This is a genomic window from Burkholderia sp. Ed8 (genome assembly GCF_040761425.1).
GTDB lineage: Bacteria > Pseudomonadota > Gammaproteobacteria > Burkholderiales > Burkholderiaceae > Burkholderia > Burkholderia seminalis.
Map to the genome: position 1 here is coordinate 798,928 of NZ_CP142885.1, position 14,448 is coordinate 813,375.

Consider the following 14,448-nt stretch of genomic DNA (forward strand, 5'->3'; position numbering starts at 1 on the left):
CCGTTCGATCCGCGTCACGCAACCGGAGCCGCCTCCGGCAGTTGCAGCGGCTTGCCGTATCCGAAGCAATGCGCGGGCTCCGGAAACACGCGCTCCCGCACGTCGTGCGCATACTGCCGGATCGCGTCGCGCATCACCGCATTCGCATCGGCGTAGCGCTTCACGAAGCGCGGTGTGTACGCATCGAACGCGCCGACCATGTCCTCGGTCACGAGCACCTGGCCGTCGCATGCGGGCGACGCGCCGATGCCGATCGTCGGGATCGTCAGCGTGTCGGTCAGGTGGCGCGCGAGCGCTTCGGCGGTGCCTTCGATCACCACGCTGAACGCGCCGGCCCGCTCGGCCGCGCACGCGGCGTCGAACACGTGCGCGGCCGAATGCGGGTCCATCCCCTGCGCGCGGAAGCCGCCCGTCGCGTTGGCCTGCTGCGGCATGAGGCCGACGTGCGCCATCACCGGGATGCCGCGATCGGTCAGGAAGCGGATCGTGTCGGCCATCTCGCAGCCGCCTTCGAGCTTCACGGCCTGCGCACCGGTTTCGGCGAGCAGGCGCGCGGCCGAACGATAGGCCTGGGCGGGCGATTCCTGGAACGTCGAGAACGGCAGGTCGACGACGACGCACGCCTGCGCGGCGCCGCGTACGACGGCCGCGCCGTGTGCAATCATCATGTCGAGCGTGACGCGCAGCGTATCGGGCATTCCGTACAGCACCATGCCGACGGAGTCGCCGACGATGATCACGTCGGCCACGTCGTCGACGAGTTTCGCCATCGGCGCGGAATACGCGGTCAGCGCGACGAGGCTGCCGATGCCCTTGGTCGAACGGATCGCGGTGACGGTCTTGCGGGTGGTGCGGGTGTGAGCGCTCATGAACGGAAGCCGTGTGAATGAAGAGCCGCCACGGTAGCATCGCATGCGTTCGCGCAATGACCTTCGGAGGACGTCTTATGTTGCTGGCGGGACAATCGGCTGACCCTTACGCGGTGCCGCCGATGGCGCGGCTGCCGAGGCCGCTGTACGTGCGCGCGTTCGGCATTCCCGGCAACGTCAGCGTCGACGCGCACAGTCATCCGTGGGCGCAGCTGATGTATGCGACGAGCGGCGTGCTCGAGGTGTCGACGCCGTCGGGCCGGCAACTGCTGCCGCCGCACTATGCGATGTGGATTCCGCCGCACGTGCCGCATGCGGTATCGACGCGCGATTGCGTCGCGTTCCACAGCCTGTATCTCGATGCAGCGATCGCGCGCGACGACGTGAACGGCGACTGCACGATCCTGTGCATGACGCCGCTGCTGCGCGAGCTGGTGATCGCGACGGGCGAGTTGCCGGTGAACTACGACGAGACGGGGCCGGACGGCGCGCTCGTGTGTCTGATCGCCGACCGGATCGCGCGCATGCAGCCGGCGCCGCTGACGGTGCCGCTGCCGCGCGATCCGCGTCTGCTGAAAATCGCGCGTGCGTTGCATGCCGCGCCGGGAGATACGCGCAGTCTCGACGAATGGGGCCATCAGGTCGGCGCGACGCGGCGCACGTTGTCGCGGCTGTTCCGGCAGGACACGGGGTTGTCGTTCACCGAATGGCGGCAGGCCGTGCGGCTGCTCGCGTCATTGCCGCTGCTCGACGCGGGCGAGCCGATCGGGAGGGTGGCCGCGCAACTGGGTTACGACTCGACGTCGTCGTTCATCGCGCTGTTCCAGGCGAAGTTCGGCGTGACGCCCGGCGCGTATGCGAAGCGTGAAGCGCGCCGGCCGGCGTTGAGCGCGTGATGCGCAGCGTCGCTCAGAACGCGAGCGCCTGCTGCACTGGATGGGACGCGCCGCGCGAGAACCCGGCGCCTTCGAGCGACAGCAACGCGCGCTTGCGATCGATGCCGCCCGCGTAGCCGGTCAGGCTGCCCGACGCGCCGACCACGCGATGGCACGGCACGATGATCGATACCGGATTGCGGCCGACCGCGCCGCCGACGGCGCGCGCGCCGCTCATCGGCAACCCGACGCGCTCGGTGATGTCGCCGTACGACACGAGTTCGCCGAACGGAATCGCGAGCAGTTCCTTCCATACGCGGCGCTGAAACGCGGTGCCGCGCAGGTGGATCGGCACCGAGAACGTGTCGCGCGTGCCGGTGAAATATTCGGCGATTTCTTCCGCGACCTTGCGCGCGATCGGCGACATCGGGTGTGCGTCCGCTTCGGTCACGATCGTCACCGGCGGAAAGTATTTCTGGCCGACGAAGTACAGGCCCGTCAACGCATCGTCCTCGATGCGCACGGCGATGTCGCCCAGCGGGCTCGGAATCAGGTGAGCGGGAGTCATCGCGCTGCATCTCCTTGGAGGCGCCACACATGCAGTGCGGCATACGCGCGCCACGGCGCCCAGCGCGCCGCATGCGGCGCGGATGATGGCAGGGTCGCGCGTTCGTTGCGGGCGGGAAGCCACGTATCGTCCGCGGGGAACGCATTCGGCCAGGCCATCGCACGCATCGCGACGTACTGCACCGCGCGTTCGTCGAAGCCGGGCATCGCGCGCAACGCGGCGAGCGTCGCGTCGAGCGGCGCCATCGGTTCGAGCGCGAGTGTGCCGTCGCCGACCGCGCGCGCGAGCGACACGATGGCGCGCGCCGTCTCGCGCGGGATGCCGATCGTTTCGAGGGCCGCAGGCGGCAGGGCGGCCAGCGTCGCGGCGCACGGCAGCGCATGCGCGAGGCCCGGCGGCGCACCTTCGACCGACGCGCCGAAACGTTCTGCGAGGCGTGCCGGCACGGGCGTACCCGTACACGCATCCGCCGCCGCAAGCCGCTCGCCCGCGATCGCGCGGATCGCGATCTCGAGGCCGTCGAACGCGCCGGGCACGCGCAGGCCCGGCGAGCCGCGCGCGAGATCGCCGAGATGCGCGTCGATCACGTCGGGCCGGCTGTCGAGATCGAACAGCCGCCGCACGCGCGCGAGCACGGCCGGGACGACCGGCGTCAGCGCGGGCGACACGGTGACGGCCAGCGCGAAGCGCTGCGGCACGTGTGCGACGGACAGCCAGCCCGTCACGCGGCCGCCGTCGTTCCGGTTCGGCATGGCGACGGCGCGCGCATAACCCCGTGCATCGATCCGCTCGACGCCGTCGATCTGCCGCTGGGCGAGAAAACGCATCAGTTCGTCCCACGCGAACGGCGGCCGGTACGGCAGCGGGAACGTCATGTCGCCGGCGGCGGCACCGGCGCCCTTGCGCAGCCGCAGCGGGTTGAGGCCGTAGCGTTGGCGGAACAGGTCGTTGAAGCGTCGCACGCTGCCGAATCCGGCCGTCGACGCGACGACGGCCAGCGGCAGCGCGGTGTCGGTCAGCAGCCGCTTGGCCATCAGCAGGCGGTGCGTCTGCGCGAACTCGACCGGCGACACGCCGAACTGCGCGCCGAAGATCCGTCGCAGATGCCGCTCGGTCACGCCGACGCGCTGCGCGAGCGCGTCGACGCCGTGCGCATTCAGGAAACCGTCCTCGATCAGCGTCGCGGCCGCGTCGGCGAGATTGCCGGACAGGTCGAGCAGCCCGTGGCCGGGCGCGAGCTCGGGGCGGCAGCGCATGCAGGGCCGGAACCCGGCTTTCTCGGCCGCGGCGGCGGTCGGGTAGTAGCTGCAGTTCCGCGCCTTCGGCGGCTTCACCGGGCAGACGGGGCGGCAGTACACCCCGGTCGTCGCTACGCCGACGAAGAACCAGCCGTCGAAGCGGCGGTTCCGCGCAAGCAGGGCGTCGTAGCAGGTATCGGGATCGAGGCGCATGGGGCGACTGTAACCCATCTCCGTGCCGCATTCTGGCTGGAATCGGACATGTGTATCGGCGGCCGCCCGTCTGCGCGCGCGTCGGGAAAATCCGGGAAAAACGGTTAATGCCACGCTGCGAAACAGTCGTCTCTTTTGCCGCGATCAATTTGAGATGACTCATCGAAATCCCCGACTGACAGGGCACCGGCAGACGCCCTATGCTTTGAAAAACGTTTTCCAGACTGATTGGCGAAAGGGCCCGCGCGTCAGCGCGGGCCGTCCGCCCCGGCGCCGGTCGCCGGTCAACGAACCCAGTGCGGCGCGACGGGCGCGGCCGCGCATCGGAGACATTCATGCAATCTGCCGTCGTCGGCGCCGTGCGCGCAGCCGCCAGCCGCTACCGCTGGACCGTCTGCGCGCTGCTGTTCTTCGCGACCGTGATCAACTACATGGACCGGCAGATCCTCGGGCTGCTCGCGCCGATGCTCCAGCACGACATCGGCTGGAGCCAGGTGCAGTACGGCCGGATCGTGATGGCGTTTTCCGCGTTCTATGCGCTCGGCCTGCTCGGTTTCGGGCGGATCGTCGACTGGCTCGGCACGCGCGTGTCGTACGCGGTGGCGATGCTGGTGTGGAGCATCGCCGCGATGCTGCACGCGGCGGTCGGCTCGGTGACGGGCTTCGCGTTCGTGCGCGCGCTGCTCGGGATCGGCGAGGGCGGCAATTTCCCGGCCGCGATCAAGACGACGGCCGAATGGTTCCCGCGCCGCGAACGCGCGCTCGCCACCGGCATCTTCAACTCGGGCGCGAACATCGGCGCCGTGTTCGCGCCGGCGATCATCCCCGCGATCGCGGTGGCCTACGGCTGGCGCGCGGCGTTCGTGATCATCGGCGCGATCGGCATCGTGTGGCTCGCGGTGTGGCTCGTGCTCTATCGGCAGGCCGACACGCGCGCACTCGCCGCGGAATACGACGAACCGCGCGACGAAGCCGAGGCGCTCGATGCGGCGAACGCGGACGCCGGCGCGCCGCGCTGGGGCGAACTGATCCGCAAGCGCGAGACGTGGGCGTTCCTGATCGGCAAGTTCCTGACCGATCCGGTGTGGTGGTTCTACCTGTTCTGGCTGCCGAAGTGGCTCAACGAATCGCGCGGGATGGACATGCAGCACATCGGCCTGCCGCTCGTGTGCATCTACGCGCTGACGACGGTCGGCAGCATCGGCGGCGGCTGGCTGTCGTCGATGCTGCTGCGCGCGGGCTGGAGCGTGAACGGCGCGCGCAAGACGGCGATGCTGATCTGCGCATGCTGCGTGCTGCCGATCGCGTTCGTGTCGCAGGTGCAGAGCCTGTGGGTCGCGGTGCTGATCGTCGGCCTCGCCGCCGCCGCTCATCAGGGCTGGTCGGCGAACCTGTTCACGACCGCGTCCGACCTGTTCCCGCGCCGTGCGGTCGCGTCGGTGGTCGGCATCGGCGGGATGGCCGGCTCGATCGGCGGCGTGCTGTTCTCGGAAGTGATCGGCCAGGTGCTGCAGCGCACGGGCCACTATTGGGTGCTGTTCGCGATCGGCGCGTCGGCCTACCTGATCGCGCTGGCCGTGATGCACGTGCTGACGCCGAAGATGAAGCCCGCGAAGCTCGACGCGTGATCGCGTGCCGGCAATCGAACGCGCCGCCCGAGGGCGGCGCGTTTTCATTCGGCGTGCGGGGCAGGCGCGCGGTCAGCCGGCCGGCGCCGTCGACGCCCGCATGATCAGCCGCGGCTCGAACGTCGAATAGCTCGCGTCGGTGCGCCCCGCGAGCGCGTCGATCAGCTTCTGCATCGCGAGCTCGCCCATGTTCTCGCTCTGGATGTCGACGGTCGTCAGCGCGGGCGCCGCATATTCGCCGTACGGCACGTTGTCGATGCCGGCGACGGACACGTCCTGCGGCAGCCGGAAGCCGAGCGACGCGGCTTCCTTCATGAAGCCGAGCGCGATCAGGTCGTTGTAGCAGATCACCGCTTGCGGGCGTTGCGGCCCGAGCATCACGCGCGAGCACGCGCGTTCGCCGGCCTCGGCGGTCGGCGCGTGCGCGTCGTGTACGTCGAGCGTGAGCCCCGCTTCGGCGAGGCAATCGCGCGCGCCCTGGATCCGCTCGTCGTTCACGCGCGCGCTGCCGAAGCCGAGATACGCGATGCGCGTGTGACCGAGATTGAGCAGGTGACGCGCGAGCATGTAGGTCGACAGCCGGTTGTCGATGCCGACGCTCGGAATCGGCAGGCCGGGGCTGCGACGCAGCAGCACGAGCGGCTTGTTGAGGTCGAGCATCCAGCCGGCTTCCTCGTCGGGCATCCGCGTGCTGACGATCAGCCCGTCGACGCGCTGCGCGAGCGCTTCGATCAGCGAGCGTTCGCGTGCCTGGTTCTCTTCGGTATCGACGAGCAGCAGCGTGTAGTCGTGCTGCAGCGCGACGCGGTTCGCGCCTTTCACCACGTTCGTGAAGTGCGGGTTGCTGATGTCGAGGATCACGAGGCCGATCGTGCGCGTGCGGCCGGTGATCATCGAACGCGCGAGCGGGTTCGAACGGTAGCCGAGCCGCTCGATGGCCTCCTTGAGCCGCGCCTCGACGGTCGGCGAGAAGCGCTGCGTGCCGTTCACGTACTTCGATACCGTCGCGACCGACACGCCGGCTTCCGCGGCCACGTCGCGGATCGTCGGGGAAACTTTTTTCATCGGAAGGGTAACGTTTTCGTTCGATAACGCCGGATTGTGGCAGAAAAAGCCGGGCTGCGGCCACCGGCCGATATCGGGAAAGTGCGGATGGCTGCGAACAGGTTCGGCCATTGACGTTCGGTCGCGCCCCCGCGTATAGTTGGAAAACGTTTTCCGATTTTGGTCAGATTGTCAGATTCAAGGAGATTCGATGAACGCCTCATCCACCGCCGCGCGCAAACCGTTCGGGCGCCTGCTGCTGACGGGCGCGGCCGGCAACCTCGGCCGCCAGTTGCGCGGCGCGCTCGCCGACTGGGCCGACGTCGTGCGCGTCAGCGACATCGCGGCGCTGGACGACGCGGCCGCGCATGAAGAAATCCGCGTGGTCGATCTGGCCGACCGTCCGGCCGTGATGCAGCTCGTCGAGGGCGTGGACGCGATCGTCCATCTCGGCGGCATTTCGGTCGATGCGCCGTTCGACGATCTGGTCGACGCGAACATCACCGGCACGTACAACCTGTACGAGGCCGCGCGCAAGCATGGCGTGAAGCGCGTCGTGTTCGCGAGCTCGAACCATGCGATCGGCTTCCATCCGGTCACCGAAGTGCTCGACGCCGATTCGCCGCTGCGCCCCGACAGCCTGTACGGCGTGACGAAGTGCTTCGGCGAATCGCTGTCGCGCTACTACTTCGACCGCTTCGGGATCGAGACGGTGTGCCTGCGGATCGGCTCGTCGTTCGAAGTGCCGAAGAATCCGCGCATGCTCGTCACGTTCCTCAGCTATCGCGACTTCATCGAGCTCGTGCGCTGCTCGCTGCTGACGAACCGCGTCGGGCACGCGATCGTCTACGGCGCGTCGGACAACCCGGTGAAGTGGTGGGACAACACGAAGGCCGGCTTCCTCGGCTTCCGCCCGCGCGACAGCTCCGAGCAGTTCGCGGGCCTGTTCCCGGTGACGGCGCCGAGCGCCGAGTACGACGATCCCGCGCAGCGGTTCCAGGGCGGCGGCTTCGTCGTCGGCGAGCCAATGGAGCGAAAAGCATCGTAAGCGTTGCCGGCATCGCCGGCGTCCTGATTCAGCGCAGGATGTCGGTCGCCTTGTGCCGCTCGTCGACCCCGTCGATCAGGATCAGCGGGCCGCTCGCGTGTCGTGCGCGCAGCGGCTGGATCCGCCGGTACGCATCCGATTCGTACCAGGCGCGCGCCGTGTCGAGATCGGGAAACGCGATCGCGATCAGGTCGCCGCGCCACACGCCTTCGCGCACCTCCGGCCGCGCGCCGTGAATCACGAAATGGCCGTCGTACGGCGCGAGCGTGCCGTCGATGCGTTCGAGGTAGCCGACGATGTCGTCGCACATCTCGACGTCGTGCAGGTGGGCGATGGCGTAGGCGGTCATGGCGGGCTCCCGGTCGTTGCGGTTCGTGAGTCGATGGCGCCATGATCGCGGCGCGGGCGACGCGCGTCGATTACCTGCGACGTAAGCCAATCCTCACGGCGGCGCCCGTGTCGCCGCCAGCCGACGCCGTCAAGGCTGGCGGCAAGCCGGATCGGTATCGCGCCGCTCGGCGGAAGCGCACCAGTCGTTCGGCCGCCAGGCTTCGAAGGCGACGGCCTTCGCCGCATTGGCGCGCGTGACACGCACCGGGTCGGCCTTCAGCGCATCGCCGTCGGCGTCCGCGTCGAATCGCCAGTTCCGGAACACTTCGCGATGGAACACCCACGTGCGGTACGCCGCGTCGTAGCGGAACGTCACGCGGTCGCGCCAGTGGCTATGGCCCGCGAATACGCCTTGTTCGACGGTGAACGTGCGCGGCTCGACCGTGAGCGCATGCTCGGCGACGCCGTCGAGATACGGGTCGCCCATGCCGCCTTCTTCGGCTTTCATGATCACGGTGTCGTTGCGCGCCGCGAGCCGGTATCGTCCGTCGTTGCCCTGCACGAAGATCAGCAGCGGGCGCGGCGACGGCGTATGCGTCGAATCGCCGGGCCGATGCGCGACGACGACGTAACCGCTGCGCGTGCCGTCGGTCAGGGGCCCCGAAGCGGCATCCAGCGCTTCGTAGCCGGCCGGCAGCTGCGCGACGATGTCGGCCGGCAGTGCCGACGTGTCCGGGCAACGGATCGACGCATGCGTGTCGTCGCACGTCGACGCGCAGGCACTGCCGATGCCGAAACTCAGCAGCGCGGCGACGAGCCATCCTCTGATACGGGGGAGCGTCATGCGGATAGGGTCATGAGGTTGCGCGGCGCACGGCGACGCGCTTGCGTCGACGCGTCTCGCCACGGTGCGGGTTGATCGAACGGGGAGGTGGAGGCGGTCATGCCCGCTTGCGCGCCGGCCGTACCACGGGTGCGGGCTCCAGCGGCTGGCTGGCCTGCTCGCAAAGCCGGTCGAGCATTCGTTGCGCGGCGCCCGCGCAATCCTCGCCTGCCGGCTTGTTCTCGATTTCGTCGATCAGCGCTTCCAGCTGCTGCCGGTTCTGCGCGAGCCGCTGTTCGAGCAGCGCGATTTCGTCGACCTTGTGCCGCAGCGCGACCAGCAGCTCGTCGCGCGGCCATGCGCCGAGATCGGGCGGCAGCACCGCGCGGATTTCGTCGAGCGCGAAGCCCGCGCGCTGCGCGCGGTCGATGATCGCGAGCCGCGTCAGCGCTTCCGCCCCGTATTCCCGATAGCCGTTCGCCTGGCGGCGGGCCGGTTCGAGCAGCCCGCTCGCCTCGTAGAAGCGGATGCGCGACGCCGCGAGGCCGCTCGCCTTCGCCAGTTCGCCGATTTTCATGGTGTGCTCCAAAAGGGCTTGACCTTAAAGTTGACTTTAAAGTTATCGTTGGGCATCGTCAATCGAGGATGTCCACCATGAATCTGTTTGCGCCGCTGACACTGCCCAACGGGGCGGTGATTCCGAACCGTCTGGCCAAGGCCGCGATGGAAGAGAACATGGCCGATGCGGACCACGCCCCGTCCGACGCGTTGCTGCGCCTGTACCAGGCGTGGGCCGACGGTCAGGCCGGCCTGATCCTGACCGGCAACGTGATGGTGGACGGCCGCGCGATGACGGGACCGAACGGCGTCGTGCTCGAAAGCGACGCGCATCTCGACCGCTTCCGGCGCTGGGCGCAGATCGCGCGCTCGGGCGGCGCGCACGTGTGGATGCAGATCAATCACCCGGGGCGCCAGATGCAGGCGGCGCTCGGCCAGACGACGCTCGCGCCGTCGGCCGTGCCGCTCGCGCTCGGCGCGCTGTCGAAGCAGTTCCCGGTGCCGAAGGCAATGACGGAAGCCGATATCCGCGACGTGCAGCAGCGCTTCGTGCGCGCCGCGCAGCTCGCGGAGCAAAGCGGCTTCACCGGCGTGCAGGTTCACGCGGCGCACGGTTATCTGCTCAGCCAGTTCCTCTCGCCGCTGACGAACCGCCGGCAGGACCAGTGGGGCGGCAGCATCGAGAATCGCGCGCGCCTGCTGCTCGATATCGTGAAGGCCGTGCGTGCGGCGGTGTCGCCGGCATTCGTCGTCGCGGTGAAGCTGAACTCGGCCGATTTCCAGCGTGGCGGTTTCAGCGCGGACGACGCGAAGCGCGTGGTCGAGCTGCTGAACCCGCTCGACGTCGATCTCGTCGAGTTGTCGGGCGGCAGCTATGAAGTGCCGGCGATGCAGGGCGAGGCACGCGACGGGCGCACGCTGGCGCGCGAAGCGTATTTCCTCGAATTCGCGCGCGACATCGCGGCCGTCGCGCGGATGCCGCTGATGGTCACGGGCGGCATCCGGCGTCGTGCGGTGGCCGAGCAGGTGGTGAACAGCGGCGTCGCGATGGTCGGCATCGCGACCGCGCTGTCGATCGACCCGAACCTGCCGCGCGAGTGGCGCGCGGGCAAGGACAGCGCGCCGGCGCTGCAGCCGATCCGCTGGAAGAACAAGGCGCTGGGCGCGCTGGCCAACATGGCCGTCGTCAAGTTCCAGCTCACGCGGCTCAGCGAAGGCCGCCGCACGCACCCGCAGGTGTCGCCGCTGCGCGCGCTGGTGCGGCAGCAACTGGCCGCGCAGTGCCAGACGCGACGGTACCGGAAGTGGATGGCCGGGCGTGCGGCGGGCACGCGGGCGTGATCGGCGCGCGGGTGCCTGCGGCGGCGCGGCCGGGGACCGACCGGCAGCGCCGTTGCGCATGCCCCGTCAGAACCGGTAGTTCGCCAGCACTTCGAACCGCCGGTCGTTGCCGAGCAGGACCTGCGTCTCGTTGTAGTACGCGGACTGCACGTAGCGGCGATTGAACACGTTGTACGCGCGCGCGGTGATCGTCGTGTCCTTGCGCGGCTTCCACGCGAGGCCCAGGTCGACGGTCGTGTACGACGGCATCACGAGCTGGTTCGCGGTATCGGCGAAGCGCTTGCCGACGTACTTGACGCCCGCGATACCCGTCCAGTCCGGCGCGAAGCGCCAGCTGATCCACAGGTTCGCGAGCCGCTGCGGCACCGACACCGGCACGTTGCCCGCGCGCGACACCGTCGTGCCGCCGGACGACTGCTGGAAATCGTCGTACTTCGCGCGCAGGATCGACACGTTCGCGTCGACACGCCAGTCCTTCGCGATCTCCGCGCCGACCGTCGCCTCGAGCCCGCGCGACGACTGCTGGCCGACCTGGATCGACTGGTTCGGGTTCACCGGGTCGGCCGTCAGCAGGTTGCGCTTGACGATCCGGTAGGCGGCGAGCGTCCATTCCGCCTTGCCGTCGAGGAACGACTGCTTCACGCCGATCTCGATCTGCCTGCCGGTCGCGAGCGTGAAGCCCGCCCTGGACGCATTCAGCGACAGCAGCGAGCTGACCGGATCGGCCGCGACCGCGTACTGGCCGTAAACGGCGAGACCGGGCCGCACGTCGTACACGGTGCCGATGCGCCAGCCGGTGTTCGCGAACACCTTCGTGAAGGCGCCGCCGTTCACGAGATCGTCGCGGTTCACGCTCGCGTGGTCGTAGCGCAGCCCGCCGATCACCGCCCAGCGCGGCGTGATCGCGAGCCGGTTCTCCGCGAACAGCGCGTACTGGTTCGACTGGCTGCGGTACTTCGGATAGGTGCCGGCCGTGTTGATGAAGCTGCCCGGGTCGAAGCCGAACGGATCGACCGTCGAGGTACCCGAATACGGCGAGTTGTTGTCGTGCTGGAACGTCGTGTGGTTGAACTCGACGCCCGCCGAAAACGTGTTGCGCATGCCGAGCAGCGCGCTGCTCACGGTGGCCGTCGTCACGTTGCCGTACTGCTCCTGGTCGTGGAAGATTTCCGTGTAGCTGCTGCGCCGCACCTGCGCGCTCGACGGCAGGTACGTGTAGTACTCGGCGTCCTTCCAGTGACGGTTGCTCTTCATCCGGTACAGCGTGGTCGTCACGTTCAGGCTGTCGCTCGGCTGCCAGTTCGCCGAGACGGTGGCCCAGCTGTCGCGGAATGCGATGTCGCTGTCGCCGACGTTGTAGTTCTTCCTGTCGAGTGCGCGATCGCGCGCGCCGTTCACGAGCGGCGCGCCGAAGTACTGCATCGGATGCAGGAAGCCCTGCGCATACGACGCCGTCACGTACAGGTCGGGCGTCACGTCGTAGCGCAGCGCGCCGGAGACCGACAGGTTGCGCGAATCGCCGCGGTCGACCCAGTTCGACGAGCGGTTGCCGCTGACGTCGAAGCGGTACGACAGCTTGTCGTTGATCGCGCCGCCGCTGCCGAACGCGGCCCGCGCGGTGCCCTCGGTGCCGCCGCCGACCTGCAGTTCGTTGCGGATCGGCGTGCGCGTCGGCTTCTTCGGCACGATGTTGACCACGCCGCCGATCGCGCCTTCGCCGTAGATCACCGAAGCGGGGCCGCGCAGCACGTCGATGTGGTCGACCGACCATGTGTCGAACGGGAACGTGACGCCGATCGCGCCGTACGGGCGCACGCCGTCGTAGAGTTGCGTGACCGACGACGCGCCGACGAAGCCGCGCGCGGCGAGCTCCGAGTTGCCGTTGCCGGGGTGCGGCGACGCGCTGATGCCGGCGGCGCGGCTCACCGCATCGATGATCGAACGGTCGCCGCGCGTGTCGAGCGCCGCGCGGTTGATCTGCTCGACGCTTGCGGGTGTTTCGAGCGACGACAGCCCGAGATGGCTGCCGGTGTCGAGCGGCTGCGTGAGCGCGGGGGCTTTCCGCGCATCGACGCGGATCGGGGCGAGCGTGGCGCCGGTGCGGTCGACGCCGCTTTCCTGTGCCTGCCCGGCGGGAGAGAAGGCCGCGAGAACGGCGGCGGGCAGCATCAATCTGAACTTCATTGTTTCGGTTTCCTTCGAATGGGTGGCCGCGCTTGCGCCGATCACGCCGCGGCGCGCGTGGCGCGGCCGAACAGCAGCCGGTCGACCAGCCAGACGGCGACGATCGTGATGCCCATCAGCGGGAAGACGATGCCGAGCAGCACGAGCCCGGCGATCCAGCCGCGCATCGGCGGCGTGCCGCGTTCGCGCGACGGTGCGCCCAGCTTGCCGGCCGGGCGGCGCTTCCACCACATCACCGTGCCCGTGACGGCCATCGCGGCCAGCCCGAGCGACAACACCGCGCAAACGATCTGATTCGCGAGCCCGAAGTAGCGGCCCATGTGCAGCGACGTGCCGTACGACACGGCCTGCGAGACCGCGCCGTAGTCGTCGTAGCGGATGTCCTTCAGCACCGCGCCGCTGTACTGGTCGAGATGGATCGTGCGTTCGGCCTTCGGGTCGGCCGGGAAGTACGACGCGGTGAACACGCCGTCCGTGCCGGACGGCAGCGCGAGCGTGTAGCCGCTCGTCACGCCGAGGCCGGCGACGATCGCGATCGCGCGCGTCAGCGGCAGCGGCGCGGGTGTCGGCGCCGACGGCGAATGCGGAACGGGCACGTTGCCGACCGCCCACGGCGTTTGCGGCAACGGCAGGTCGTCCATCACCATTCCCGGCATCGCGTCGCCGGCATCGTGGTGATGCGTCGATGGTGCGGCAGCCTGCGCGTGCGCAGGCTCGGGCGTCGTGGCAGTGCCCGGTCGCGTCGAGCGTACCGATGCGCCGCCCCATGCGCCTTCCGGCGCGCCGAGGTTCACGCTCGTCGCGAGTGCCTTGAAGTTCTTGCCCCATGAGCCGGACCACGGCAGCCCGGTCAGGATGAACGCGACCGTGCCGGCGGCGAGCCAGATGCCGGCCGTCGCGTGGAGGCTTTTCCACAGCGGCCGGCCGCGCAGCGACAGGTCGGGCCGCAGCGCACGCCCGACGCGCGCGGCGCCACGCGGCCACCACAGCGCGATGCCGGTGCCGATCATCACGAAGGTCCAGCACGCGGCGAGCTCCATCAGCAGCTCGCCCGTCTTGCCGAGCAGCAGCTTGCGATGCAGCATCCGGTCGACCTGCATGAAGCGGTTCTCGACGCTCAGCGTGCCGAGCACGCTGCCGTCGTACGGGTTCACGTACACGCTCTCGCGGCTGCCGTCGTGCAGCCGGAACACGTATTCGGCGCTGCGGTCGCGCGCGGTGGAGACCTGCACGGAGACCGGCGTTGCGCCGGCCGGCATCGCGGTGCGGGCGCGTGCGAGCAGCGTATCGGCGTCGAGCCGCGGCGTGGCGCGCGGCTCGACGACCAGCCGGTGCGGATACAGCAGCGGCTCGATTTGCGGCTGGAAACAGTAGAGCGTGCCGGTGATCGCGAGGATCACGAGGAACGGCATCACGAACAGGCCGGCATAGAAGTGCCAGCGCCAGAGCGTCCGGTAACCGGCGCCGGTGGAACGGGTGGGCGAGATGGCCCGATCGACGGTGGTCGACATGGTGTCAGCTCCTCGTGTTCGTCGAGCGGCAAGGCCGGCAACGGCCGGCCGCCGTCAACGCGCGTCGCGTCCGCGTGCGCGCATCGACGCGGCGGGCGGCGCCGCGTGATGCGCAAACGATGCGCAACGCGGCATCGCCCGCGCGACGCGGGCATGCGGATGAACGCTTGAATCAGGTCGGGTGAAACGAACGGCATGAACGCGCATGCACGTCGACG

General features: G+C 69.2%; 13 protein-coding genes. 4 read left to right on the forward strand and 9 right to left on the reverse strand.

What is annotated here, in order from left to right; translation table 11 throughout:
* Positions 1 to 14: 14 nt before the first annotated feature.
* Positions 15 to 869, reverse strand: coding sequence for a 3-methyl-2-oxobutanoate hydroxymethyltransferase (panB, locus tag VXM69_RS03765; RefSeq protein ID WP_069704451.1), 855 nt, complete (start codon positions 867 to 869; stop codon positions 15 to 17).
* Between the two features lie 77 nt (positions 870 to 946).
* Here panB and VXM69_RS03770 point away from each other — a divergent pair, with 77 nt between their 5' ends.
* Positions 947 to 1,765, forward strand: a complete 819-nt coding sequence (locus VXM69_RS03770; protein WP_226226979.1) for a helix-turn-helix domain-containing protein — start codon at positions 947 to 949, stop codon at positions 1,763 to 1,765.
* 13 nt (positions 1,766 to 1,778) lie between these two features.
* Here the strand turns inward: VXM69_RS03770 and VXM69_RS03775 are convergent, their stop codons facing one another.
* Together VXM69_RS03775 and VXM69_RS03780 are read right to left on the reverse strand one after the other, a co-directional pair.
* Positions 1,779 to 2,312: a methylated-DNA--[protein]-cysteine S-methyltransferase gene (locus VXM69_RS03775; RefSeq protein WP_049028613.1), complete on the reverse strand. Its 534-nt coding sequence runs from the start codon at positions 2,310 to 2,312 to the stop codon at positions 1,779 to 1,781.
* On the reverse strand, positions 2,309 to 3,781 hold the full coding sequence (locus tag VXM69_RS03780; protein WP_367189021.1) for a DNA-3-methyladenine glycosylase 2 family protein: 1,473 nt from the start codon (positions 3,779 to 3,781) through the stop codon (positions 2,309 to 2,311). The genes VXM69_RS03775 and VXM69_RS03780 overlap by 4 nt, the downstream gene beginning before the upstream one ends.
* A 317-nt stretch (positions 3,782 to 4,098) precedes the next feature.
* Here VXM69_RS03780 and VXM69_RS03785 point away from each other — a divergent pair, with 317 nt between their 5' ends.
* A complete protein-coding gene (locus VXM69_RS03785; protein WP_034188452.1) occupies positions 4,099 to 5,391 on the forward strand; it encodes an MFS transporter in 1,293 nt (430 codons plus the stop codon).
* Positions 5,392 to 5,463: 72 nt separating this feature from the next.
* On the opposite strand, the gene VXM69_RS03790 is transcribed toward VXM69_RS03785, so the two are convergent.
* Entirely contained in the window at positions 5,464 to 6,567 is a 1,104-nt protein-coding gene (locus tag VXM69_RS03790; protein WP_034188451.1) for a LacI family DNA-binding transcriptional regulator, read from the reverse strand.
* Positions 6,568 to 6,646: 79 nt separating this feature from the next.
* On the opposite strand from VXM69_RS03790, the gene VXM69_RS03795 reads away from it, so the two are divergent.
* Complete coding sequence (locus VXM69_RS03795; protein ID WP_034188450.1) at positions 6,647 to 7,483, forward strand: NAD(P)-dependent oxidoreductase; 837 nt, start codon at positions 6,647 to 6,649, stop codon at positions 7,481 to 7,483.
* A gap of 28 nt (positions 7,484 to 7,511) precedes the next feature.
* On the opposite strand, the gene VXM69_RS03800 is transcribed toward VXM69_RS03795, so the two are convergent.
* The 3 genes from VXM69_RS03800 to VXM69_RS03810 form a co-directional block, all read right to left on the reverse strand.
* Entirely contained in the window at positions 7,512 to 7,832 is a 321-nt protein-coding gene (locus VXM69_RS03800) for a DUF1330 domain-containing protein (protein WP_034188449.1), read from the reverse strand.
* A 129-nt stretch (positions 7,833 to 7,961) separates the two neighbouring features.
* Positions 7,962 to 8,657, reverse strand: a complete 696-nt coding sequence (locus VXM69_RS03805; protein ID WP_069704455.1) for a hypothetical protein — start codon at positions 8,655 to 8,657, stop codon at positions 7,962 to 7,964.
* A 97-nt stretch (positions 8,658 to 8,754) separates the two neighbouring features.
* Complete coding sequence (locus tag VXM69_RS03810; RefSeq protein ID WP_034188447.1) at positions 8,755 to 9,213, reverse strand: MerR family transcriptional regulator; 459 nt, start codon at positions 9,211 to 9,213, stop codon at positions 8,755 to 8,757.
* Between the two features lie 77 nt (positions 9,214 to 9,290).
* Here VXM69_RS03810 and VXM69_RS03815 point away from each other — a divergent pair, with 77 nt between their 5' ends.
* Positions 9,291 to 10,535 carry an NADH:flavin oxidoreductase/NADH oxidase family protein gene (locus VXM69_RS03815; protein ID WP_049036116.1) on the forward strand — a complete coding sequence of 415 codons (1,245 nt, stop codon included), beginning with the start codon at positions 9,291 to 9,293 and terminating at the stop codon, positions 10,533 to 10,535.
* 66 nt (positions 10,536 to 10,601) lie between these two features.
* On the opposite strand, the gene VXM69_RS03820 is transcribed toward VXM69_RS03815, so the two are convergent.
* Positions 10,602 to 12,719 (reverse strand): TonB-dependent receptor, encoded by a 2,118-nt coding sequence (locus VXM69_RS03820; RefSeq protein ID WP_367189022.1) that lies wholly within the window; start codon positions 12,717 to 12,719, stop codon positions 10,602 to 10,604.
* A gap of 41 nt (positions 12,720 to 12,760) precedes the next feature.
* Complete coding sequence (locus VXM69_RS03825) at positions 12,761 to 14,230, reverse strand: PepSY domain-containing protein (RefSeq protein ID WP_367189023.1); 1,470 nt, start codon at positions 14,228 to 14,230, stop codon at positions 12,761 to 12,763.
* Positions 14,231 to 14,448: the final 218 nt, after the last annotated feature.

Excerpts from the sequence above, each read along its gene's own strand:
- panB (WP_069704451.1), bottom strand. The coding sequence starts at position 869 with ATGAGCGCTCACACCCGCACCACCCGCAAGACCGTCACCGCGATCCGT.
- VXM69_RS03785 (WP_034188452.1), top strand. The coding sequence starts at position 4,099 with ATGCAATCTGCCGTCGTCGGCGCCGTGCGCGCAGCCGCCAGCCGCTAC.
- VXM69_RS03775 (WP_049028613.1), bottom strand. The coding sequence starts at position 2,312 with ATGACTCCCGCTCACCTGATTCCGAGCCCGCTGGGCGACATCGCCGTG.
- VXM69_RS03825 (WP_367189023.1), bottom strand. The coding sequence starts at position 14,230 with ATGTCGACCACCGTCGATCGGGCCATCTCGCCCACCCGTTCCACCGGC.
- VXM69_RS03790 (WP_034188451.1), bottom strand. The coding sequence starts at position 6,567 with ATGGCCGAACCTGTTCGCAGCCATCCGCACTTTCCCGATATCGGCCGG.
- VXM69_RS03815 (WP_049036116.1), top strand. The coding sequence starts at position 9,291 with ATGAATCTGTTTGCGCCGCTGACACTGCCCAACGGGGCGGTGATTCCG.
- VXM69_RS03770 (WP_226226979.1), top strand. The coding sequence starts at position 947 with ATGTTGCTGGCGGGACAATCGGCTGACCCTTACGCGGTGCCGCCGATG.
- VXM69_RS03805 (WP_069704455.1), bottom strand. The coding sequence starts at position 8,657 with ATGACGCTCCCCCGTATCAGAGGATGGCTCGTCGCCGCGCTGCTGAGT.
- VXM69_RS03810 (WP_034188447.1), bottom strand. The coding sequence starts at position 9,213 with ATGAAAATCGGCGAACTGGCGAAGGCGAGCGGCCTCGCGGCGTCGCGC.
- VXM69_RS03800 (WP_034188449.1), bottom strand. The coding sequence starts at position 7,832 with ATGACCGCCTACGCCATCGCCCACCTGCACGACGTCGAGATGTGCGAC.
- VXM69_RS03795 (WP_034188450.1), top strand. The coding sequence starts at position 6,647 with ATGAACGCCTCATCCACCGCCGCGCGCAAACCGTTCGGGCGCCTGCTG.
- VXM69_RS03820 (WP_367189022.1), bottom strand. The coding sequence starts at position 12,719 with ATGAAGTTCAGATTGATGCTGCCCGCCGCCGTTCTCGCGGCCTTCTCT.
- VXM69_RS03780 (WP_367189021.1), bottom strand. The coding sequence starts at position 3,781 with ATGGGTTACAGTCGCCCCATGCGCCTCGATCCCGATACCTGCTACGAC.